The 21,590-nt window shown below is 65.5% G+C and carries 22 protein-coding genes and 1 tRNA gene; 15 read left to right on the forward strand and 8 right to left on the reverse strand.

Annotated elements, in window-relative coordinates; all coding sequences use genetic code 11:
- Window positions 1-17 precede the first annotated feature (17 nt).
- On the forward strand, window positions 18-917 hold the full coding sequence (locus tag EPO50_RS20220) for a LysR family transcriptional regulator (RefSeq protein ID WP_296346841.1): 900 nt from the start codon (window positions 18-20) through the stop codon (window positions 915-917).
- Window positions 918-938: 21 nt separating this feature from the next.
- On the opposite strand, the gene EPO50_RS20225 is transcribed toward EPO50_RS20220, so the two are convergent.
- Window positions 939-2,036 carry an enolase C-terminal domain-like protein gene (locus EPO50_RS20225; protein ID WP_296346843.1) on the reverse strand — a complete coding sequence of 366 codons (1,098 nt, stop codon included), beginning with the start codon at window positions 2,034-2,036 and terminating at the stop codon, window positions 939-941.
- 103 nt (window positions 2,037-2,139) lie between these two features.
- Here EPO50_RS20225 and EPO50_RS20230 point away from each other — a divergent pair, with 103 nt between their 5' ends.
- Entirely contained in the window at window positions 2,140-2,748 is a 609-nt protein-coding gene (locus EPO50_RS20230) for a TetR/AcrR family transcriptional regulator (protein ID WP_296346845.1), read from the forward strand.
- Between the two features lie 203 nt (window positions 2,749-2,951).
- Entirely contained in the window at window positions 2,952-4,175 is a 1,224-nt protein-coding gene (locus EPO50_RS20235) for an ABC transporter substrate-binding protein (RefSeq protein ID WP_296346847.1), read from the forward strand.
- 4 nt (window positions 4,176-4,179) lie between these two features.
- Here the strand turns inward: EPO50_RS20235 and EPO50_RS20240 are convergent, their stop codons facing one another.
- Genes EPO50_RS20240 through EPO50_RS20250 form a run of 3 tightly spaced genes read right to left on the reverse strand, consistent with a single transcriptional unit; the run spans window position 4,180 to window position 6,649 of the window.
- Window positions 4,180-5,040 carry a phosphotransferase family protein gene (locus tag EPO50_RS20240; RefSeq protein ID WP_367268055.1) on the reverse strand — a complete coding sequence of 287 codons (861 nt, stop codon included), beginning with the start codon at window positions 5,038-5,040 and terminating at the stop codon, window positions 4,180-4,182.
- Window positions 5,041-6,126, reverse strand: a complete 1,086-nt coding sequence (locus EPO50_RS20245; RefSeq protein ID WP_296346849.1) for a TauD/TfdA family dioxygenase — start codon at window positions 6,124-6,126, stop codon at window positions 5,041-5,043.
- Between the two features lie 43 nt (window positions 6,127-6,169).
- On the reverse strand, window positions 6,170-6,649 hold the full coding sequence (locus EPO50_RS20250; RefSeq protein WP_296346851.1) for a GNAT family N-acetyltransferase: 480 nt from the start codon (window positions 6,647-6,649) through the stop codon (window positions 6,170-6,172).
- Window positions 6,650-6,697: 48 nt separating this feature from the next.
- Here EPO50_RS20250 and EPO50_RS20255 point away from each other — a divergent pair, with 48 nt between their 5' ends.
- The 9 genes from EPO50_RS20255 (at window position 6,698) to EPO50_RS20295 (ending at window position 15,409) form a co-directional block, all read left to right on the forward strand.
- Complete coding sequence (locus tag EPO50_RS20255) at window positions 6,698-7,846, forward strand: iron-containing alcohol dehydrogenase (RefSeq protein WP_296346853.1); 1,149 nt, start codon at window positions 6,698-6,700, stop codon at window positions 7,844-7,846.
- A gap of 92 nt (window positions 7,847-7,938) precedes the next feature.
- Window positions 7,939-8,718 (forward strand): SDR family oxidoreductase, encoded by a 780-nt coding sequence (locus EPO50_RS20260; protein ID WP_296346855.1) that lies wholly within the window; start codon window positions 7,939-7,941, stop codon window positions 8,716-8,718.
- A gap of 150 nt (window positions 8,719-8,868) precedes the next feature.
- Window positions 8,869-9,633: a sulfite exporter TauE/SafE family protein gene (locus EPO50_RS20265; protein ID WP_296346857.1), complete on the forward strand. Its 765-nt coding sequence runs from the start codon at window positions 8,869-8,871 to the stop codon at window positions 9,631-9,633.
- Window positions 9,634-9,682: 49 nt separating this feature from the next.
- The gene (locus EPO50_RS20270) at window positions 9,683-9,982 is read left to right on the forward strand and encodes a hypothetical protein (RefSeq protein WP_296346859.1); all 300 of its coding nucleotides are present in this window, start codon (window positions 9,683-9,685) and stop codon (window positions 9,980-9,982) included.
- Window positions 9,983-10,093: 111 nt separating this feature from the next.
- Complete coding sequence (locus EPO50_RS20275; RefSeq protein WP_296346861.1) at window positions 10,094-11,629, forward strand: ABC transporter substrate-binding protein; 1,536 nt, start codon at window positions 10,094-10,096, stop codon at window positions 11,627-11,629.
- Between the two features lie 26 nt (window positions 11,630-11,655).
- The gene (locus EPO50_RS20280) at window positions 11,656-12,609 is read left to right on the forward strand and encodes an ABC transporter permease (protein WP_296346863.1); all 954 of its coding nucleotides are present in this window, start codon (window positions 11,656-11,658) and stop codon (window positions 12,607-12,609) included.
- A complete protein-coding gene (locus EPO50_RS20285) occupies window positions 12,590-13,459 on the forward strand; it encodes an ABC transporter permease (RefSeq protein ID WP_296346864.1) in 870 nt (289 codons plus the stop codon). The genes EPO50_RS20280 and EPO50_RS20285 overlap by 20 nt, the downstream gene beginning before the upstream one ends.
- 10 nt (window positions 13,460-13,469) lie before the next feature.
- Window positions 13,470-14,453 carry an ABC transporter ATP-binding protein gene (locus tag EPO50_RS20290; RefSeq protein ID WP_296346866.1) on the forward strand — a complete coding sequence of 328 codons (984 nt, stop codon included), beginning with the start codon at window positions 13,470-13,472 and terminating at the stop codon, window positions 14,451-14,453.
- Entirely contained in the window at window positions 14,450-15,409 is a 960-nt protein-coding gene (locus tag EPO50_RS20295) for an ABC transporter ATP-binding protein (RefSeq protein WP_296346868.1), read from the forward strand. Before EPO50_RS20290 ends, EPO50_RS20295 begins: the two co-directional genes overlap by 4 nt.
- A 2-nt stretch (window positions 15,410-15,411) precedes the next feature.
- Here EPO50_RS20295 and EPO50_RS20300 read toward each other — a convergent pair whose 3' ends face one another.
- Both EPO50_RS20300 and EPO50_RS20305 read right to left on the reverse strand, forming a co-directional pair.
- Window positions 15,412-16,137 (reverse strand): anti-sigma factor, encoded by a 726-nt coding sequence (locus EPO50_RS20300; protein WP_296346870.1) that lies wholly within the window; start codon window positions 16,135-16,137, stop codon window positions 15,412-15,414.
- Window positions 16,134-16,703 (reverse strand): sigma-70 family RNA polymerase sigma factor, encoded by a 570-nt coding sequence (locus EPO50_RS20305; RefSeq protein WP_296346872.1) that lies wholly within the window; start codon window positions 16,701-16,703, stop codon window positions 16,134-16,136. The genes EPO50_RS20300 and EPO50_RS20305 overlap by 4 nt, the downstream gene beginning before the upstream one ends.
- Before the next feature lie 220 nt (window positions 16,704-16,923).
- Between EPO50_RS20305 and EPO50_RS20310 the strand changes: the two genes are divergently transcribed.
- Window positions 16,924-17,700: a DUF4394 domain-containing protein gene (locus EPO50_RS20310; protein WP_296346874.1), complete on the forward strand. Its 777-nt coding sequence runs from the start codon at window positions 16,924-16,926 to the stop codon at window positions 17,698-17,700.
- A gap of 113 nt (window positions 17,701-17,813) precedes the next feature.
- Here EPO50_RS20310 and EPO50_RS20315 read toward each other — a convergent pair.
- A tRNA-Pro gene (locus EPO50_RS20315) sits at window positions 17,814-17,890 on the reverse strand.
- A 117-nt stretch (window positions 17,891-18,007) separates the two neighbouring features.
- Here EPO50_RS20315 and EPO50_RS20320 point away from each other — a divergent pair.
- Window positions 18,008-18,832, forward strand: a complete 825-nt coding sequence (locus EPO50_RS20320; RefSeq protein WP_296346876.1) for an aspartate dehydrogenase — start codon at window positions 18,008-18,010, stop codon at window positions 18,830-18,832.
- 9 nt (window positions 18,833-18,841) lie between these two features.
- On the opposite strand, the gene gcvA is transcribed toward EPO50_RS20320, so the two are convergent.
- Window positions 18,842-19,726: a transcriptional regulator GcvA gene (gene gcvA / locus EPO50_RS20325; RefSeq protein WP_296346878.1), complete on the reverse strand. Its 885-nt coding sequence runs from the start codon at window positions 19,724-19,726 to the stop codon at window positions 18,842-18,844.
- A 106-nt stretch (window positions 19,727-19,832) separates the two neighbouring features.
- Here gcvA and EPO50_RS20330 point away from each other — a divergent pair, with 106 nt between their 5' ends.
- Window positions 19,833-21,587 carry an acyl-CoA dehydrogenase family protein gene (locus EPO50_RS20330; protein ID WP_367268056.1) on the forward strand — a complete coding sequence of 585 codons (1,755 nt, stop codon included), beginning with the start codon at window positions 19,833-19,835 and terminating at the stop codon, window positions 21,585-21,587.
- Window positions 21,588-21,590: the final 3 nt, after the last annotated feature.

Below are 21,590 nucleotides of genomic sequence, written 5' to 3' on the forward strand. Positions count from 1 at the left end.
GCTGTACAATTCTGTACATGGACCCCAACTGGGACGATCTCCGCGTTTTCCTCGCTTTGGCGCGCGAAGGCACGCTGACCACGGCGGCCCGGGCGCTGGGCGTCAGCCATCCGACCGTGTCGCGCCGCGTGGCGGTGCTCGAAAGGCAGATCGGTGCCCGACTGTTCGAGCGGCTGCCCGATCGCTTCGTGCCGACCAGCGCCGGCGAGGAGCTGCTGGCCGATACCGAGGCGATGGAGAAGGCCGCCCATTCGATCCACCGCCGCAGTGCAGGCCTCAGCGATACGGTGAGCGGCACGGTGCGGCTCTCCGCGGGCGAGGCGATGGCGGCCCTGATCGCCCGCCACCTCGCCGAGCTACGCGGAAAGCTGAAGCAGATCGAATTCGAGGTGATTGCCAGCCATACGCTGGCCAACCTGTCGCGGCGGGAGGCCGATCTCCTGATCCGCGAGCAGGTGCCGGAGCTGGGCGGCATCGTGGCGCGCAAGCTGGGTCGCGTTGCCTACGCGATCTACGCGGCCCGTGATTTTCCGGTAGGCCGCCCGGCCAAGGCCGATCCGGTGGCAGCCCTCGTCGACCACCCCTGGCTCGGCTTCGACGACGACCACGGCTACATGCCGGGTCAGCAATGGCTGCTCGAGCGTTTGGCCGGCCGACGGTTAGCGGTGCGGGGCAACAATTGGCTGGTGTTGCACGAGGCGACGCGCGCCGGTGCGGGCCTCGCCGTGTTGCCCTGCTATCTCGGCGACCCGGACCCGGCCTTGAAGCGCGTGGGCGGAGTCATTGCTGAAGTCTTCGCCGACCAGTGGCTTCTCGTACATCGCGATCTGCGTGCGTTGCCGCGGGTGCGCGCCGTCATGGACGCCGTGATCGAACTCTTCCATCGCGAGCGAGCGCGGCTGGAAGGGCGGTCGTAGCGCTGCAGTGATTCGCCGGCGTCAGGCAGCGATGCGATAGCGCGTCACTGCCTCTTCGTTCCACTCGATCCCTGTCCCGGGCCGCTCTGGAATTTCGACGTACCCCGCCTTCACGGCGAAAGGTTCCTTGAGGATCGGGTCCGCCCAATCCTGCCATTCCAGCCAATGCGCGGTCTCGCTTACACGCATCAGGTGCGCCGACACTTCGGGATAGAGGTGCGTTGAAATCTGGATGCCGGCCGCTGCCGCGATCGGCGCGGCGCGCAGCCAGCCGCTGACCCCGCCGATGCGCATGAGGTCGGGCATGACATAGTCGCCAGCACCGCCCTTGATCGCCGCGAACAGATCGCGTGGTCCGTAGAAATTCTCTCCGAGCTGGAGCGGTGTCCTGAGCTCGCGGGCCAACTGGGCGTAGCCCGCCAGATTGTCGTAGACGATGGGTTCTTCGAACCAATAGAGGCCCTGGTCGTCGAGGGCATGGCAGCGCATGAGAGCGTCGCCCAGCGACAGACCCTGATTGAAGTCCACCATCAGCTTGACCTCGTCGCCGGCTCCCTTGCGCACTTCGCGGATGGCTGCCAGGTCGTCGGCCAGGCGGTCGCGGCCGAGGCGAAGCTTCAGAGCGCCGAAGCCGCCTTCGGCCACAAGCGAGGCTGCCTCCTCGGCGAGTGTCCCCACATCGGTCAGCCACAGCCCGTTGCTGTTGTAGGCAGGAACCGGACCGAGCGATCCGCCCAGCAGGGTTGCGAGCGGCAGTCCTGCTGCCTTGGCCAGCGCATCCCACAACGCCATGTCGAGTCCCGCCACGGCGATGGCGGCGACGCCGCCGTAGCCGACGAGGTTGAGCGATCGGCGGTTTGTCTGGAAGGCATCGAGCGGCGATAGCGCCGCGCCCGTGCAGGCTGCGGCGAGGTCGCGGATCGCCGGCGCGATGTAGCGCACGGAGTTCACGAGGTAGGGTTCCAGATAGCTGCGGCCGACGATGTCCCCACTCGTATGCAAGTCGATGAGGATCATCGGCCAGTTGTCGAAGCGGCCGACCTTGGAAACGACAGGCCGCCGCAGCGGTACGGAGACCGCCCGAACATCGACCGACTTCACTGTTATCGACGTCACCATGGCGACATCCCCCGGTCTGCCAATCGACACCCGATTGGCGCGGATGGGGGAGCACAAGTAAACTCACTAGTCGGTATACCGCGAACTGCGGAGGCATGGCCCGATGCCAAGGCAAGCCGGTGACACGAGGCGGCGGATCGTCGAAGCCGCCTACTATCTCTTCTACAGGCGCGGCTTCGCCCGCGTCGGCGTCGACGAGATTGCGGCCCGCGCCCGCATTACCAAGCGGACGCTCTATGCGCATTTCCGCAGCAAGGACGATCTGCTCGCCGCGGCGCTGCACGGCCAAGGCGACTTCGACCTGGCCCGGCTGCAGGTCATCGCGCGACATTTTCCGCCTGCCGTCGGGCCGATGCTCGACTCGTTCTTCGGTCAGCTCGCGGAGTGGGCCGCTACGCCGGGCTGGTCGGGCTCGGGGTTCACGCGCGTGGTCGTCGAGCTTGCCGACCTGCCGGGACATCCGGCACGGGCCATCGCTCGTCGCGCCAAGAACGTGACCGAGCACTGGCTGACCGATCAGTTGGCCAGTCGGCACGTTGCCGGACCTGGGCAATGCGCCAAAGAGATCATGGTGCTCATGGAGGGCGCGATGATCCTGATGCTGATGCACGGAGATCGCAGCTATGCCGATGTCGCGGCCCGGGCAGCGCGGCGGCTGGTGGAGCCTGCACGGGCCAGCGGGACGCGACGGAAATCTCCGGCTCGCCCATAAGCGACTTTACTCAGGCGAAACGTCACCGAGTCTGGCTTTCGTTACCCTGGCGGCGGCTGCGGAAGGGGCGTCGACACACCGCAGCGCGAGCCTTCTGGCGCAAGTCTGATCGTATGGTGGAAGGTGGCGCGCGTTCGGCCTTCTTTTCGCTGCCGATACCCGACAAGCTTTCGGACGATCTCAACAATGGGAGTGAATCGTCCGTGGGTATCAACAGGCGTAGTTTCGTAGGCGGTGCGTCAGTGTTGGCAGGGTTTGCCGGTACCAAGGCAGCGTTCGCGCAGAAAAAGTATTCCGACGGTGTCACCGACACCGAGATCAAACTCGGCCACACCGGACCCTATAGCGGCCCAGCCTCGGCTTACGGCACCATCGGCAAGGGCATCGAAGCCTATTGGAAGATGGTCAACGATCAGGGCGGCATCAACGGCCGCAAGATCAACTTCATCACTTACGATGATGGCTTCTCGCCACCGAAGACGGTCGAGATGGTCCGCAAGCTCGTCGAGAACGACAAGGTCTTCGCGACCTTCCAGACGCTCGGCACGGCGTGCAATACCGCCATCCACAAGTTCATGAACCAGAAGAAGGTGCCGCAGCTCTTCGTCAGCACTGGCGCATCGAAGTGGGGCAACCCAAAGCAGTATCCCTGGACCATTGGTTGGCAGCCCGACTACATCACCGAAAGCGCCATCTACGCCAAGCACATCCTCGACCAGCACAAGGGAGAGAAGATCGGCATCCTTTGGCTCAACGACGATTCCGGCAAGGATTACGTCTCGGGCTTCATGAAGGGTCTCGGCAAGGAGAACGAGAAGCTCGTTGTATCCAACGTGAGCTACGAGGTGACTGACCCCACGGTCGAGAGCCAGATCATCCAGCTCAAGAGCTCCGGCGCCACGGTCTTCTTCTGCCACGCCACGCCCAAGCATGCGTCGCAGGCGATCCGCAAGGCCGCGGACATCGGTTGGAAGCCCTCCTTCTATCTCGTCAACGTTTCGATCTCGGTCGACTCGGTCCTGAAGCCGGCCGGCCTGGAGAACTGCCAGGGCATCATCACGGCGGCCTACTACAAGGACCCGACGGATGCACAGTGGGCCAAGTCGCCCGACTTCGTGCAGTGGAAGGCCTTCATGGACAAGTACATGCCGGCCGCCAACCAGGGCGATGCCTTCTACACCTATGCCTATGCGGTCGCGGCAACGATGCAGGAAGTGCTGAAGCGTTGCGGCAACGAGCTGACGCGCGAGAACCTGATGAAGCAGGTCGCCAGCATGAAGGACGTCGAGATCCCGTTGTTGCTGCCAGGCATCAAGCTCAACACCAGCGCGACGGATTTCTATCCCATCCAGTCGATGCAGCTGCAGCGCTTCGAGGGTGACACCTGGAAGCTGTTCGGCAACGTGATCACCAGCGAGGCCGGCTGAGCGGTCACTCTCGGGCGCACGCCGCGACGGCTTCGAGCGCCGCCGCGGCGTGAACGGGATCCTGGGCGAGCTCGGCCAGCTCCGACAGCCGCCAGACGTTATTCAACAAAGCCATACGCTCGCGATCCAGAGTGCGACCGGCGAGAACTTCGTACTCGGTCACGATCCGGGTCGTGAGGTCGGCCGCGATCAGGTTGGAATAGATGAACTCCTGATGGAGCGGGCCGAAGCCCGAATCGCCGAAATCATAGAGGCCATTCAGACGCCGGCGCGCATGGTCGAACGCCATGTTCCAGCCGTGGCCGTCGAAGAAGCCATAGATCGTGCCATGGGGATCGGCCGGCAGCTTCTGCCAGGCTGCGATCGTTCGTTCGGCATAGGCCCGAAGTTCTTCCGAAAGCACAGGCCAGGTTCGCTGCAGAATGTCGTCGGGCGGCAGCCAGGCCTTGATGGGCACGGCGCCGGCTGACGCCATGTCGTTCGCTGGCAGTCGGTGCAGCTCGGCGTAGAAGAGGGCGAGGTCGCAGGCCAGGCGCTGGCGGTCCGGTTCGGGCAGCCGCTCGTACGCCGCCGTCATGAGATGCTCGCCCGCGATCTTGTCGTGGCGTGAAAACTGCGTCGGCGGCGTGCCATGCAAGGTGAGGTACGGAACGGGCAGGGAGACGGCCGGGCGCACGATGTCGAGCACGCTCGACTCGACAATCAGCCGGCGGCGCGCCTCGTCGTGACGCGGAAACTTGAAGATCAGGCGGTCGTCGACATCGACCGCGACACTGTCCCAACCTTGCGTCAGGAGGCTGAACGACGCGGACGCGTGTTCGGGAAACGCGCCGACGATCGCGGCGCGCATCTCTTCCAGGGTCACCTAGCCGGCGACTTGCCGGATACCGCCGCGCGGCTGGCCAGCTTCGATATCCTGCCACAGGATTTCATGGCCCTTGGGCAGCGGCCGGTTGTTGCGCATGGTCAGCCAGAGCCGCATCAGCATGCGGTCGTTGCCGCTCGCGGCATTGTCCTCGAACGGCGTGCGCCCGTGATAGGTGACGTGGCTGTTGATGAGCTGCAGGTCGCCCGGCTCGAGAGTCATCTCGAAGCAGAGTTCCTCGGCGGTCGCCATGAGCATTTCGATGGCTTCGCGCTGGGCATCCGTAAGCTTCGGCACGTTGGGCGCCAGTTGGGCGGCCTCGATGAACGTCAGGGAGTAGTGCGAGGTGAACTTGCCATCGCGCAGGCCGAAGATCGGCAGCGGGTAGGCGGTCTCCTTGGTCGTTCCCTCGCCATCCTTGGTCGTGCCTTCTTCGCCGAAGCGGCTGCGCCAGTAGTCCTGGAACAGCACTTCGAGCAGGTCGGGCCGGCGCTCGAGGATGGCATTGTGGATCGCCGGCGTGCTGGCGAGCTTGCTGACGCCGCCGGCGAGCGCCTGGCGCACGCAAAGCAGGCCGACCACGTCGGTGCGGTCGGTGTGGAAGCGCAGGCCGCCGTTGGTCAGGGTGCGGGCGTAGGAGGAAAGGAAGGTCGAACCCTTCTCGTCCTTGGTTTCGCCGTAGGTCCGGCCGACATGGGCGCCCTCGTCGCGGATGAGGCGCATCAGCTCGCCGGTGCGGTTCTGGAATACAGGCGTGCCGATATGCGTCCCGATGGCGAAGTAGAGCCGGCGCAAATCCTCTTCACTGTAGCGATCGACCGGGAAGCCGCGCAGCTTGACGATGCCGCAACCATTCTCGAGTTCGTCGGCGATATCGTCCCACAATTCGCCCAGGCTCGGCAGCCAGACGTCCTCGGCCCTGATCTCCGACCACTCCATGCCGCGCAATCCTTTGAGCGCAGCATCGAATTCCTCGCCGACTTCGGGCGGCAGGTCGCGGATCCAGCGTTTGGAGTCCTTGATATCCTTGCCGTGCCAGGCAGAAGGACCGGTGAGGGGCGCGCGATTGCTAGCAGGGGTGCTCATGGAGGCGATTTTATCCTCCGCGACACCGGGATTGCCAAGAGGCTTAGACCAGAGATTTGCGCATGTTGATCGAGGTCGGATAATCGAACCCGGGATGCGCCTCGCGTGAGATTTCGCGGTAGCCGAGCGACAGGAAGAGGCGCTGATTTTCGGTGAGCGCGACGCGGACGCCGAGGCGAACACCGGCCAGGCCGCGTCGTCGAGCATCGGCTTCCACGGCCTCGATCAGCCGCCGGGCGAGCCCTGTGCCGCGCGCTACCGGCACCACGGCAAGTCGGCCGAAGTAGAGATCGCCCTCGACCTCATAGGTCATGACGCAGCCCAGTATTTCGCCGTTTCGCTCCGCGACGATTGCGCCGGCGTCTTTGGCCAGCTCCGCCGCGATCGCTTCAACGGTTTCCTGGAACGCACCGGAGGGGGGCACCAGCTTGCCGCGATACTGCTCGAAGGCAGCGGTGATGGTCGCCAGGATCTTCGACGCATCGGCAAGTGTTGCGACGCGCAAGACAAGAGTATCGCTCATCCGCTTCTTCTCGCGTAGGCTCGCGGCAAAATCGAGAGGGAATAGCGGATGGCCTTGATCACCTATCTGACGCGCATTCAGTTCGACTTCGGCGCACTGAAGTTGCTGGACGCCGAACTGCAGCTCCTCGGCATCCGCCGGCCGCTGGTCGTCACGGACAAGGGCGTCATCTCGGCAGGCCTCTGGGCGAAGGTGAAGGACCAGCTCCCGGGCAACATGCCGCTGACCATCTATGACGGTACTCCGGAAAACCCGACCGAAGCGGCGATGCGCGACGCGCTCAAGATTTACAAGGATGAAGGCTGCGACGGCATCATCGCCATCGGTGGCGGCTCGCCGATGGATCTCGCCAAGGCGGTTGCCTTGATGGCGACGCATCCCGGCAATTCGCTGCAGCCTTATTCTTTCGTCGAAGGCGGCGCGGCCAAGATCACCGCAGCCGTGGCGCCGATCGTGGCCATTCCCACGACCTCGGGCACCGGCAGCGAAGTGAGCCGCGGCGGCGTCATCATCATGGACTCCGGCCGCAAGCTCGCCATCGGCAGCCCGTATCTCATTCCGAGGCTGGCGCTGATCGATCCGGAACTCACCTTGAGCCTGCCGCCGCATCTCACGGCCGGCACTGGCATGGACGCCTTCACGCACAATATCGAATGCTTCCTGGCCAACGTCTTCAATCCGCCGGCCGATTCGATCGCGCTCGATGGTCTGGAGAAGGCGTGGAAGTACGTCGAGCGTGCGACCAAGGACGGGCAGGACCGCGAGGCGCGCTACAATATGGCGATGGCTGCAATGGAAGGCGCCATGGTCTTCCAGAAGGGCCTGGGCGCCGTGCATGCGCTCAGCCATCCAACCGGTGGTCTCAAGGGATATCGGCTGCATCACGGCACCTTGAACGCGATCTACCTGCCGGCGGTACTGCGCTTCAACGAGCCAGCCGTCGGCGAGAAGTTCAAGAAGGTGGCGCAGGTCCTGGGCCTGCCCGAGCGTGAGGGCAACGCCGAAGGCGTGGCGAACGCGGTCGCCGGGCTGAACGAGCGGTTGGGCATTCCCAAGGGCCTGGGTGCGATGGGTTTGGCTCAAGGTGAGGTCGAGAAGATCGCCGACGGCGCGATGGGCGACCACTGCCATCTCTCGACGCCACGCCAGCCGACCAAGGCGCAGTATGTCGAACTGATCGCGCAAAGCTGGGGGTAGCTGGGTGCGCGCGACTCCAGTCGCGCGATCAAGCTCGTGACCAATGAAGATCGCGCCACTGGATTGGCGCGCCCCCGGCAAAGGAGGAACGCATGAAAGTCAAAGACAAGGTCTGCGTCGTTACCGGCGCGGCGGGTGGCATCGGCGAGGCGATTGCGCGGCGTTACGCCCAGGAAGGCGCCAGGGGCGTCATCGTGGCCGACATGGATGCCGGCCGCCTCGACAAGGTCGCCAAGGATATCGGTGCGCTCGCGGTGGCCGGTGACATCGGCAAGGAAGCCGAGGTGAAGCGCCTGATTGCCGAAGCCGAAAAGAAGTTCGGCGAGATCGACGTCTTCTTTTCCAATGCCGGTATTGGCCGTGGCGGCCACGAGGATGCCACTGACAAGGACTGGGCCGATTCGTGGGCAATCCACGTCATGGCCCATGTCTATGCCGCGCGGGCGCTGGTGCCGCAGATGCTGAAGCGGGGCGAGGGCTATCTGCTCAACACCGCGAGCGCCGCTGGCTTGCTGGCCTCGATGGGCTCCGCGCCCTACGGCGTCACCAAGCATGCCGGCGTGGCCCTGGCTGAGCATCTTTCCATCCAGTACGGCGATCGCGGCATCCGCGTCTCGGTCCTGTGCCCGCAGGCGGTCGATACCAACATGCTGCGCATGGCCGGCGCCACCGCGGCGTCGGTCGATGGCGTGCTCAACACCGAGGCGGTCGCTCAGAGCGTGATCGAGGCGATGGACGAGGAGCGCTTCCTGATCCTGCCGCACGCCGAGGTGAAGGACTACATGGCACGCAAGCTCGACCGCGACCGCTGGCTGCGCGGCATGCGCCGCCTGCGCGACAAGACCGGCGAGGGCCAAGGCAAACGCGCCTGATGTTCCATTGCCGTTGACCGCAAGCAACAGATCGTCGATGGTCCACGCCGCATGAAACGACTGGCCGCGCTTCGACTTACCTGCTGACCCGCCGCTCTTAAAGAGCCGCGGGCTGTCGTCGTCCGCCTCTCGTTTCGAAGTTGTTGTTTCATGCTCCCCTATATCCAGTCGTTGTTCGCCGAGACCGGCCTGTGGACCGCCATCGGTGTCACTCTGATCGCCGGCCTGATGCGTGGCTTTGCCGGTTTCGGCTCGGCCATGCTGATGGCGCCGATCTTCGCGATCCTCTTCGGCTCGGCCGAGATGGTCGTGACCGTCGTGGCCATCGAGCTCGTGGTCTCGCTGCAGCTCTTTCCGCAGGTGCGCAAGCACGCCGACTGGAAGGTGCTGACGCCCATGAGCATCGCCGCCTGTGCCGCCATGCCGCTCGGAGTCTGGCTGCTGGCAAGCGTCGACAAGAACACGATCGTGACAGCTGTCTCGGCCGTCATCGTGGGCTTCGTCGTCCTGATGTGGACGGGCTGGAAGTATCACGGCAAGCGCTCGACCGTGGCGACGGTGATCGTTGGTTCGCTGTCGGGCGCGATGATGGCCACGACCAGTGTCGGCGGCCCGCCGGTGCTGCTCTACCTGCTCTCCGGCAAGGACCCGCCCGAGGTCAATCGCGCCAACATCGTTACTTACTATTTCCTGACGCAGTTCCTGCTGATCGTCATCGTGCTGGCGACGGGGGTGGCGGGCGTCGATGCACTGGTGCGGGCGGTCGTGCTGTTCCCGGTCATGGCATTGGGAGCCTGGGCCGGTGGCCGGATGTTTCACGGCCTTGCCAGCGAGAGGCTCTACCGTAACGTGGCCCTGGCCATATTATTCGCGACCGGCTTGTTTGGCCTGCTCCGGAACTGGTTGATCGGCTGAAACGCCGGGGCAGTCCGTGTATGATGGTGGCCTTCTTTTGGAGACTTCCATGCGTGTGATCGCCCTTGTTTCTGGTGTTGCTCTTGTCGCGGGTCTGGCCGTGAGCCTGTCGACCGTTGCACGGGCCGACGATCTCATGCGCGAATGCATGGTCACGGCCTCCCAGCAGACGTGCCAGTGCATCATTGCGCGCATCCCGGCGGACCAGCGCGAGAACGCGATCCTGGGCCTGCGCAAGTCGAACCAGTCGGTGAGTGTCAGCGGTAACCTGCTCAACCCCTCGAACCTGTCGCCTCAGGAAATGCAGGGCCTCAACGCCGTCGTCGCGGCGCAAGCCTATTGCATGTAGGCCAGCTGCAGGGGTCGCGACACAATCCCTTCTAGGCTGCGGGCGCTCACCGCGCTATCGTCCCGCTCCATAGTGCGACGCCGGTTAACGGCGCGATCATCGGAGGGCAGGATGAGACTATTTTCACGCAGGTTCGGTCTGGTAGCGGCTCTGGCGGCCGGCATTGCGGCGCCCGCTCTGGCACAGGCGCCGGCATCGGCACCTGTACGCGGCGGTGCGCTCACCATCGGCGTCGAGAGCGATTTCGAAGGGTTCGATCCCATCCGCGCCGGCGTCTATTCCAATTCGACGGTCACGGCGGCGTCGCTGATCTACGACACGCTGATGCGGCTCGACGACAAGGGTAACCTCATCCCCGCACTCGCCCTGTCCATGACGCCCAACGAGGACGGCAGCGTCTGGGTCGCCAAGCTGCGGCCCGGCGTTAAATTCCATGACGGCACGCCATTCACCGCCCAATCGGTGGCCGACCATTTCAACCGCCTGCTCGATCCGGCCAACCGCTTCGCTGGCCGCGCCTATATCGCCATCGAGAAGGTCGAGGTCGGGGACGACCTGACCGCCGTCTTCAAGATGCGCGGACCCAATGCGGCGCTGCCCAGGACCCTGGCCCAGCCCACCGTGGTGACGCTGATCATCTCCGTGAAGCAGGCCAACGAGAAGGGCGCCGATTACAACCGCAATCCGGTCGGCACTGGCCCGTTCGTGTTCAAGGAGTGGCGTGCGGCGGACCGTCTGGTGGCCGAGCGCAACCCGGACTACTGGGACAAGGACAAGCCCTATCTCGACCGCGTGACCGTGCGGCCGCTGCCCGACTCCGACGCCCGCTACGCCAGCCTGGTCAAAGGCGACGTGCAGGTGGTCTGGGAGGATCGCGCCGAGAACATCGTCAAGGCCAAGAAGGACAAGAACCTCGTGGTCCTGCAATGGGTGGGCAGCGGCGCGCTGGTAATCCCGCTCAATACCCAGCGCGAGCCGCTGAACGACAAGCGCGTGCGGCAGGCTGTCTCTATGTCGTTGAACCGCAAGGCCAATGCCGCGGTGCTGAGCCAGAACCTGCGCCCGGTCTATGACGATCCGTATGCGCCGTCGTCCGGCATCGTCTGCAAGGACACCGGCACGCTGGGCTACAATCCCGAGGCTGCCAAGAAGTTGATCGCCGACTACGGCAAGCCGGTGAAGCTCACCATGACCGTCACCGCCACGCCGCGTGGCCGTGAGGGGGCACAGGTCTTCCAGGCCGACATGAAGAAGGTCGGCATCGATGTCGAGATCAAGCCGGTCGACCAGACCCAGCTCGTCAAGGAAGCGCTGAGCCGCGACTTCCAGGTCACCGGCTGGCGCATCATCGATCTGGCCGATGTCGATCCGCAGATGTTCGCTAACTTCCACTCCAAGAGCCCGATCAACTTCTCTGGCTACAACAATGCGGAAGTCGACCGTCTGCTGCTGATTGGTCGCACCAGCCTCGACGAGAACAAGCGCAAAGAGGCTTACTGCGACCTGATCAAGATCCTGAACGACGACGCGGTGTGGCTGTGGAGCGGCAGCAACATCGACTTCGCCATCACCCGCAAGAACGTGCACGGCATTCCGGCGCTGCGGGGCGGTGCCGTGCAGGTCGAGGGAGCCTGGCTCTCCAAGTAGCCGTCGACACCGCGTAAGGAGTCTCGATGCATTGGCTCGCACGCCAATTGCTGCGGCTGGTGGCCGTGCTGTTCTGCGTCACCCTGGTCACGTTCCTGATCGTCAATATCCTGCCGGGTGACGTGACGATCGTGATCCTGGGGACGCTGGCAACGCCGCAGGACATTGCAGGCCTGCGTGCCGATCTCGGCCTCGATCGGCCGATGCTGGTGCGCTACTTCGATTGGCTGGGGTCTGCACTCTCCGGTGATCTCGGCCGGTCCTACCGCAACGGCGAGCCGGTGGCGCAGGCGATTGCCGACCGCCTGCCGGTGTCGCTCGAGCTGATGGTGCTGGCCCAGTTGGTGGCGCTCGGGATCGCCATCCCGGTCGCTCTCCTGTCGGTACGCAAGCCGGGCGGGTGGTTCGACCGGATCTCCGCCTCGGCGGCCTTCGGTTTCCTGGCGATGCCTAACTTCATGTTGGGCATCGTGTTGATTTACCTGTTCTCCGTGAGTTTCGACCTTTTGCCGGCGACCGGCTTCTCGCCGCTGTCGGATGGGCTGTGGGACAATCTCGAATCGATGATCCTGCCGGCCCTGACCTTGGGCCTGATCGAGTGGACGGTGCTGATGCGCGTGCTGCGCTCCGACCTGCTCACGACGCTCAAGGAGGACTTCATCCTGCTGGCGCGCGCCAAGGGCCTGCCGCCTTGGCGCGTGCTGCTGCAGCACGCGCTGCGCCCCTCATCGTTCACCTTGATCACCGTCCTGGGCCTCAATATCGGCGGGCTGATCGGCGGCGCCGTGATCGTCGAACAGATCTTCGCGCTGCCGGGTGTCGGCCGCCTGCTGCTGGGCGGCATCTTCAACCGCGACCTCATCCTCGTGCAGGGCACCGTGTCATTCATCGCCGCGGGGTTCGTGATCATCAACTTCCTGGTCGACATGCTCTACGCCGTGCTCGATCCGCGGGTCCGTCATGTCCGTTTCCGCAACTAAGTCCACTCTCGCGGCAGCACCCGCCTCGCGGCCGCGGCGGCGCCTGCACTGGGCGCTCGTCCTGCCGCTCGGCTGGCTGCTGCTGGTGGTCTTCCTGGCGATTACCGCCGACTGGATCGGCCTGCCCGATCCGGCCGCCCAGGAACTCATCCTGCGTCGCAAGCCGCCCTCGGCCGAGTATCTGCTGGGCACCGACAATCTCGGGCGCGACATGCTCTCGCGCATCATCTACGGCGCCCGCACCTCGTTGATCGTCGGTATCTGCGCGCCGTTCCTGGGTTTCCTGGTCGGTGGCGCGATTGGCATGAGTGCCGGTTACTTCCGCGGCAAGATCGATCTGCTGGCCGTTGGCTTCATCGACGTGCTGCTGGCATTCCCTGCACTGGTGCTGGCGCTCACCTTCACCGCCTATCTCGGACAGAGCTTGTTCAACGTCACCCTGGCGCTGGGCATCCTGTCGATCCCGGCGGCAGCACGGGTGTCGCGCGCCAACACGCTGGCCTGGGCCAACCGCGACTTTGTGCTGGCCGCCCGCACCATCGGCGCCAGCAATTGGCGCATCCTGACGCGCGAGATCCTGCCCAACCTGCTGCCGCCGATGTTCGCCTTCTGGCTGGTAGCGATCAGCGTGATCATCGTGGCCGAGGGCGCGCTCTCCTTCCTGGGCCTCGGCATTCCGGCGCCGCAACCGAGCTGGGGCGGCATGATCGCCGATGGCCGAGAGGCGCTCGACGTCGCCCCGCACACGGCGCTGATTCCGGCGGCGGTGATGTTCGCCACCGTGCTGTCGCTCAACTTCGTGGGCGACATTGTGCGCAACATGGTCGATCCGCGCAGGTCCGCGCTATGAGCTGGCTGTCGTGACCAACAAACCGCTTCTCTCCGTGCGCGATGCACGCGTTGGCTTCACGACGGTGCGCGGCGTCGTGCGGGCCGTCGATGGCGTGTCGTTCGAACTCGCCGAAGGGCGGACGCTGGGCATCGTCGGCGAGTCCGGCTCGGGCAAGTCGGTCCTGGTGCGGTCGTTGATCGGTCTGGTGAGCGCGACGACGGGCGTCGAGGTCGAGGGCCAGGTGGTGTTCGAGGGCAGGGACCTCCGGAAGTTGTCGCCTGCTGACTTCCGTCGCGTCCTGGGTAGCGAGATCGGCATCGTGTTCCAGGACCCGATGACCTCGCTCAATCCCGTGACGAAGATCGGCCGCCAGATCGGCGAGGGCCTGCGGCTCAATCGCGGCCTCGACCGGGCCGCCGCGGACAGGCGTGCTGTCGAACTGCTGTCGGAGGTCGGCATCCCCGAGCCTGAACGTCGGGCAAGGCAGTATCCGCACGAGCTTTCGGGCGGCATGCGCCAGAGGGTGGCGATCGCTATTGCCATTGCCTGCGCGCCCAAGCTCCTGATCGCCGACGAGCCGACCACGGCACTCGACGTCACGGTACAGCGTCAGATTCTCGACCTGCTGCAGCGCGAGCAGCGCCAGCGCGGCATGGCAATGATCCTGATCACTCACGATCTCGGCGTTGCTGCCAGCCGCGCCGACGACATCATGGTGATGTATGCCGGCCGCGCGGTGGAGGCGGCCTCGACGCGCGAGATCTTCCGCACGCCGCGCATGCCCTATACCGAAGCGCTACTGCGTTCCCTGCCGCGGCTGAGCGACCGCACCCATACGCGGCTCACCGCTATTCCAGGCCGCCCGCCCGACCTTGCGCGGCGAACCGGCGGCTGTGCCTTTGCGCCGCGCTGCAGCTACCGCACGGAACGCTGCGATGCCGAGCAGCCGATGCTGACCCGCGAGGGCGGCCACGGCTTTTCCTGCTTCCATCCGCTGGCGAACGGCGCATGAACGATCTCCTCCGCATCAGCGATCTCGTGGTCGAGTATCCAGTCGGTGGCGGTCGGCGCGTCCATGCCGTCAGCGGTGTGACGCTCACGGTCCGCGACGGCGAAACCCTGGGACTGGTGGGTGAGTCGGGTTCGGGCAAGTCCTCGTTGGCGCGCGCGCTGCTGCAGTTGCCGCCGCCGCAGGGCGGCAGCGTCCTGTTCGACGGCAACGAACTCACACAGTTGCGAGGGAAGGCGCTGCGCGCCGTGCGACCGCGGCTGCAGATGATCTTTCAGGACCCGATTGCCTCGCTCAATCCGCGTCGCAAGGTGGCCGAGATCATCGCCGAACCGCTGATCGTCTCCGGCGTCGCCGATGCGGCAGAGCGGACCCGGCGCGTGCGGTCCGTCATGGAAGCCGTCGGCCTCGACCCCGATCTGGTATGGAACCGCCGGCCGCATGAATTCTCCGGCGGGCAGTGCCAGCGCATCGCGATTGCCCGCGCACTGGTGCTGGAGCCCAGCCTGATCGTCTGCGACGAGCCGGTCTCCGCCCTCGACGTCTCGATCCGCGCCCAGATCCTGAATCTGCTCGAAGACATGAAGGCGCGCTTCGGGCTGACCTTGCTATTCATCGCTCACGACCTGGCGGTGGTGAAGTCCGTCTCCGACCGGGTCGCCGTGATGTATCTCGGCAAGTTGTGCGAGGTGGCGAGTTCGGAAGACCTGTTCGCCTCGCCCGCGCATCCCTATACCGCCGCCCTCATGGCCGCGATCCCGGAGCCGGATCCGGACCTCCCGCTAGGGGACACCAAGCTCAAGCCCGGCGATCCGCCATCGCCTCTCGACCCACCCTCGGGCTGCCGTTTCCGAACCCGCTGTCCGCTTGCCGAGCCGCGCTGCGCCACCGAGGTGCCGCCGCTACGTGCGATCGCGCCGGGCCGCGAGGTCGCCTGTCACTTTCCACTGGTCGCCTGAACTCACAACGCTCGTGTGGTCGTGCCCTTGTAGAGGATCGGCCCCGTCGGGCGGCCGGTCGGCGAACCGCCCGCGGGTTCTAGCGTGATCTCGAACAACTGATCGGCGGTCGTCCCCGGCAGCTTTTCGAGATCGAGCTGGGTCGCCCTCGCTCGGGAGAGCAGTCCAACCGAACGGGGGCCGATCTCCCTGTTCCACAGTGTCCACACCTGGAGTGCCCGTCCCTGGGGGACGTTCATGTCGACCAGCGGGATCATCTCGACGCGGCCGTCGGCAAAGGCGTTCACGACCGCACCCGCTTGCCGGGTCGCATCGTCGATCAGGATCGCCACGTAGATTGGCTTGCGCGCGGCTACCTGCTGAGCGTGCTGCAGGGTTACCACGGCAACGACGGCTAATAAGGCGGCCACAAGCGTGCTGCCCAGCGTCGCGATCCGCAGCGCGGCAACGCTTCTCCAGAAGCGACCGATCATGCCGACAGCAGGAACCTGCGCAACGGGCGCTTCCTTGGAAAGGCTGCCTTCGATTCGCTGCCAAAGATCGTGTGCTGGCACGATTTCCTCGGCGGTATCGTCGAGCGGGGAGAACCGGGCGCGCCATGTTTCGACCTGGCGCGCGAAGTCGGCGTCGGAGGCAATCCGGCGTTCGGCTTCGGCACGGGCCTCGGCGTCAAGCAAACCCATGACGTACTCGGCGGCGAGGGGGCTGTCGTCGCGCGCCGGCGTCATCCCATGCACTCCTGCAGGGAGCGAAGGCCGCGGCGGACCCAGCTTTTCACGGTGCCGAGCGGCACGCCCAGCCGTCCGGCGAGCTCGCCGTGGCTGAAGCCATGGACGTAGGCCAGGACGATGGCGCTGCGCCTGCCAGTGTCGAGTTGCTGGAGACAGCGACGCAACGCGCTCGACTCGGGCAGCCTTGATACCGCAGCCGTCAGGTCCGGTTCGTGACTTTCATCGAGCGTTTCGGCGTCGAAGCGCTGCTCGTTGCGCAGGCTCGTCAGGGCCTGGTTGCGGACGATGGCGAAGAGCCAGGCACGGGCGGTACCTCGTGCCGGATCGAAGCTTTGTGCACTGCGCCAGATGCGCAGGAAGGCCTCGTGCGTCGCCTCCTCGGCGAGGTCCTTGCGGCGCAGGATGCGCATTGCCACGCCTATCATTCGGGCGGCTTCGCGGTCATAGATGATCCGCAACGCAAGCCGGTCGCCGCTCGCGCACCGGACGACGGCGGCGGAAATCTCCGCTTCAGCGGTCAAAGAGTGGTCCGAGTCGCCAGATGACGCCGGTGCGACCGTCATCGACTGCCCGCCTTGTGCCGACCGTCCGCTGTCATCCGTCCTGCCTCCGAGCCCATCCGGCCAGTCTACGCCTGAACACTGTACCGGCCGAATCGGCCAATTGGATGCAGCCGGTAACGAAGAAAATGTTTCTTCTTCGAATGGCATCCAAAGGCTTCTCCCGACCAGTAACCGCAACATGACCCGCTGCTGGGTCTGCAACGAACCGGGAGTGATCGTGATGACAGTGAAGGCATTTCTGGCCGCTTCGGCGGTCACCGTAACGCTGGCGACCGCGGCACAGGCCGCCGACGTCGCGGCCCTGATCGGCAACGACACCATCGCCATCGTCGACACGACGGCGAAGAAGGCGACCAAGCGCATGAAGGTTTCTGGTGTCTCCGGTCCCTTGCTCGGGATCGACGTCCGTCCGGCAGATGGCATGCTTTACGCCCTGGCGGCGGACGGCACGCTCTACACCATCGGCATGGATGGCAAAGCGACCATGAAGTCCAAGATGGAAACCATGCTGCCGGCCGGCGTCGTCGCGACGGTGGACTTCAATCCCGCGGCGGATCGCCTTCGTGTCATCGGCAGCGATGGCACCAGCCTGCGTGTCAACGTCGACGACGGAAAGGTCGTCAAGGACGGCAGCCTGAAGTTCGCGGAAACGGACGCTGCCAAGGGCAAGACGCCCAAGGTGGTCGCCGGCGCCTACACCAATTCGGTGAAAGGCACCAAGGAAACGGCGCTGTTCGACATCGATGCGGGCACGGGCGCCCTGGTCAAGCAGGCGCCGCCGAACGACGGCATCCTCAATACCGTCGGGATGCTGGGCGCCAAGGTCGACACCATCGCCTTCGACATCTGGTCCGACGGCACCAAGAACGAAGCCTGGGCAATGACGGGCGATCAGCTCTGGTCGATCGACCTGGCGACAGGCAAGGCCACCGCGGTCGCCAAGATCGAGGGCGTTGGCGGGCCGGTGACGGATATCGCCATCCTCCCCAAGATGTAACTGTCCGACAGGGACCTTCACGGCCCCTGCTAGGTTCTTCCGAACCACGAAAAACGGCGCGCATTGCTGCGCGCCGTTGGTCTCGCCACAACGCCGGTCTCCCGGCGTTTTATTGGTCGGAGTGAGAGGATTCGAACCTCCGGCCCCTAGCTCCCGAAGCTAGTGCTCTACCAGGCTGAGCTACACTCCGTCAGAAACGGAGACACCCCGCGCGGCGAGGGCGGGTTTATAGCTGCCGCCCCCCGCGGTCGCAAGGGCCGCGCCGGGCCGCTATAGTCCTGCGGAACGACGCCGGCTGGGGGAGAAAATGGCGAAGAACAAGCGATTGAAGATCGCCCTGATCGGCTATGGCGCCATCAGCCAGATGCTGTTCGACGTATTTCGCGAAAAGAAGCCGCCGATCGACATCGTCGGCGTGCTGGTCCGACCCGGCCGGGTCAAGGCGACGCAGAAGGCCGTCGGCAAGAAGGTTGCCGTCGTCGACACGCTGAAGGCGCTCCTGAAGCTCAAGCCGGACGTCGTGGTCGAAGCCGCCAGCCAGCAGGCGGTGCGCGACTGGGGCGAGGAGATCCTGAAGAAGGGGATCGATTTCATGGTGATCGCGACCGGCGCCTATGGCGACCCGGTCCTGTGGCGAAAGCACGTGAAGGCGGCGGAGAAGGGCGGCGCCCGGCTGCGTCTGCCGTCGGGAGCCATCGCGGGCCTGGACGGCCTGCTGGCCATGCGGCTCGGCAAACTGGAGCGCGTGAAATACATCTCGATCAAGCCACCGCATGCCTGGAGCGGCACGCCGGCGGAAAAGGAATTCGACCTGCCGGCGATCAAGGAGCCGACAGTCATTTTCCGGGGCAAGCCCGCCGATGCCGGCCGCCTCTACCCGAAGAACGCCAATCTCGCGGTCACGGTCGCGCTTTGCGGCGCCGGGCTCGACCGTACCGAGATCGAGCTGGTGGCCGATCCCACCCTGCCACCGGGCACAAACGGAAGCCGCCTCGAGGTTGTCTCCGATTCCGGCGAGCTGAAGCTGGAGCGCCTGGGCCGCGCCATGCCGGACAATCCCAAGACCGGCGTGCTGACGGCGCTCACCATGGCCGACGATCTGATGAAGATGGTGCGCTCCAGCGACTGGTAGCGCAGGCTTTTACGTCGTCGCCTCGGCTTCGGCGGCAAGAAAGCCACGGAAGGCCGCGAGCCTGGGATCGTTGGCGCGCGCCAACGGATAGACGAGGTGAAACTCGCGCTTGCTGCGATGGGTGAAGGCGAGCGGCCGCACGAGCCTGCCGAGCGCCAGGTCTTCAGCCACCAGGCAGCCTACGCCCATGGCGACGCCGACGCCTTCGATGGCCGCCTGGAAGGCGAGACTCATCGTCTCGAAACGGGGGCCTCGCGCGCCGTTCACGCCGGTAGCCCCTGCGGCCTGCAGCCAGCGCGGCCAGTCGTCGGGCCGCGGGTCGGAGTGGATCAGGACATGATGGCGAAGGTCGGTGGCGTCGCGTAGCCGCGCCGCGAGGGCAGGGCTGCAGACGGGAAAGACCTCGACTGCCGCCAGCCAGACCGCACCGTGGCCCGGCCAGTTACCGTCACCAATTCGCACGGCCGCATCGAAGCCGTCGCGCGCGACATCGACCGGCGCCAGCGATGTCGTGAGCTGCAGGTCGATGGCTGGGTGCATGTCGTGGAACCGTCGCCAGCGCGGCATCAGCCAGCGCATGGCGAAGGTCGGATAGGCGCAGATGGCCAGCGGCCCCTGCGGGTCGCGGCCGCGGAGCTGCTCGGTCGCGAGGCCGAGCCGGTCGAAGGCTTCCTGCACCTGCCGGGCGTAGACCTGGCCGCGCGCGGTCAGTTCGACTGCGCGGTTGCCGCGCGTGAACAGGCGAACGCCGAGCGACGCTTCCAGCGCCTGGATCTGCCGGCTGACCGCGCCGGGCGTGACCGCGAGATCGGCCGCCGCGCGGGCGAAGTTCAGGCGACGGGCTGCGGCATCGAAGGCGCGCAGGGCGTTGAGAGGGGGCAGGCGAGGGATCATAGGTCGTCTTGAGTTGAGAATTAGTCAATTCCAGATTACCGATAACTCGATTTATGAACCACTGTTTATGGCGCAGTTTCCCTCCGAATTTCTGGAGGGAAAGCGCGTGAATACCCTGACGAAGATGGCGTTCGAGCGGCCGATGTCGCGCTCCGACTTGATCGCTCCGGATTGTCGTGGTCTCAACTTCTGGTCGGTTGACCGCTCGGTGCAGGACCTGCTGTCACTGCACCTCGATCCCGCCGCCCTGGCGCATTTCACGCCGCATTTCGAGCGGCTGGGCGGAATCGCCGGCAATCGGCTCGATGAGCTCGCGCTTCAGGCCGACAAGCGCACCCCGATCCTGCATTTCCGCGACCGCTTCGGGCGCGACGAGGATTGGGTCGAGTATCACCCGGCCTATCGCGAGATGGAGCAGATCGGGTTCGGCGAATTCGGCCTGCATGCCATGTCGCACAAGCCGGTGCTGGGCTGGCACGAGCCGGTGACGCCGCTGGTGAAGTACGCCTTCCAGTACATCTTCGCGCAGGCGGAGTTCGCGCTGCTCTGCCCGCTCTCCGTCACCGACACCTCGACCATGCTGATCCAGAAGTACGGCGACGAGGCGACCAAGAAGCGTTTCGTCGACCGCATGATCACGCAGGACATGAGCCAGCTCCTCAAGGGTGCACAGTTCATGACCGAGAAGGCCGGCGGCTCGGACGTCTCGGGCAATGCGCTCACCGCACGCAAGGTCGGCGACCATTGGGAGCTGTGGGGCGACAAGTGGTTCTGCTCCTGCGTCGATCACGACGTGATCCTGCTGCTGGCGCGCTGCGAGGGGGCACCCGCCGGCAATGCCGGCCTCTCGATCTTCGCCATGCCGCGCCGTCTCGATGACGGCAGCCGCAACCGCTACCGGGTCGTGCGGCTCAAGGACAAGATGGGTTCGCGCTCCATGGCTGCCGGCGAGACCATCATGGAAGGCGCCGTCGCCTACCTGATGGGCGAGCAGGGCCGCGGGCTGAAGCACATGATGGACCAGGTGAACCTGTCGCGTCTCAGCCATGGCTTCCGCGCCGCCGGCATGATGCGCCGCTGCCTCAACGAGGCCCTGCAGGTCGCCCGCCACCGCACCACCTTTGGCCGCACGCTGATCGACCATCCGATGGCGCGGCGCCAGCTCCTGAAGCTGATGCTGCCGACCGAGCAGGCACTGTCGGTCGGTCTCGCCGCAGCGGTGGCGATGACGCAAGGCAATGAGGCGGAGCTGCGCATCCTGACGCCGATGCTGAAATATCGCGCCAGCCGCGACAACATCACGGTGGCGACCGGTGCCATGGAGATGCGCGGCGGCAACGGCTTCATCGAAGATTGGGGCAACGCCAAGCTGGTGCGCGACGCCCATCTCGGCCTCCTGTGGGAGGGCACGTCGAGTGTCAACGCGCTCGACATCGTGCGCCGCGCCGTCGGCAAGGAACGCGCCCACGAGGCGCTGGCCACCGCCCTGCACAAGGATATCGAGAGTGCGCCGATCCCCGGCCAGTTCCGCGGCCGTGTCGCGCAGCTCGTCGACCGCGCCGTCGACTTCGCCGAGAAGGTGTCGAAGCAGCCGGAGGCCGAGGCCTCGTGCCGCAAGGCCGCCAGCGGCCTCTACCACGCGACCAGCGCCGCGCTGATGGCGGCAGAGGGCGCGCGGCTCGGCGAGAAGGGCGGCGACGCTCGCCGCCTGCTGCTGTCCCGTCTGGTCATCGACCACCGGCTAGGTAATGCCGATCCGTTCAGCCTGCCGGACCATCGCGCCGAGGATGCGATGACGGCGGCGCTGCTCGACGACCGCGTCGTGACCTTGGACCGCGCCATGGAACTCCTCGGCGGCTGAACT

It is taken from the genome of Reyranella sp. (assembly GCF_004297405.1).
Taxonomy (GTDB): Bacteria; Pseudomonadota; Alphaproteobacteria; order Reyranellales; family Reyranellaceae; genus Reyranella.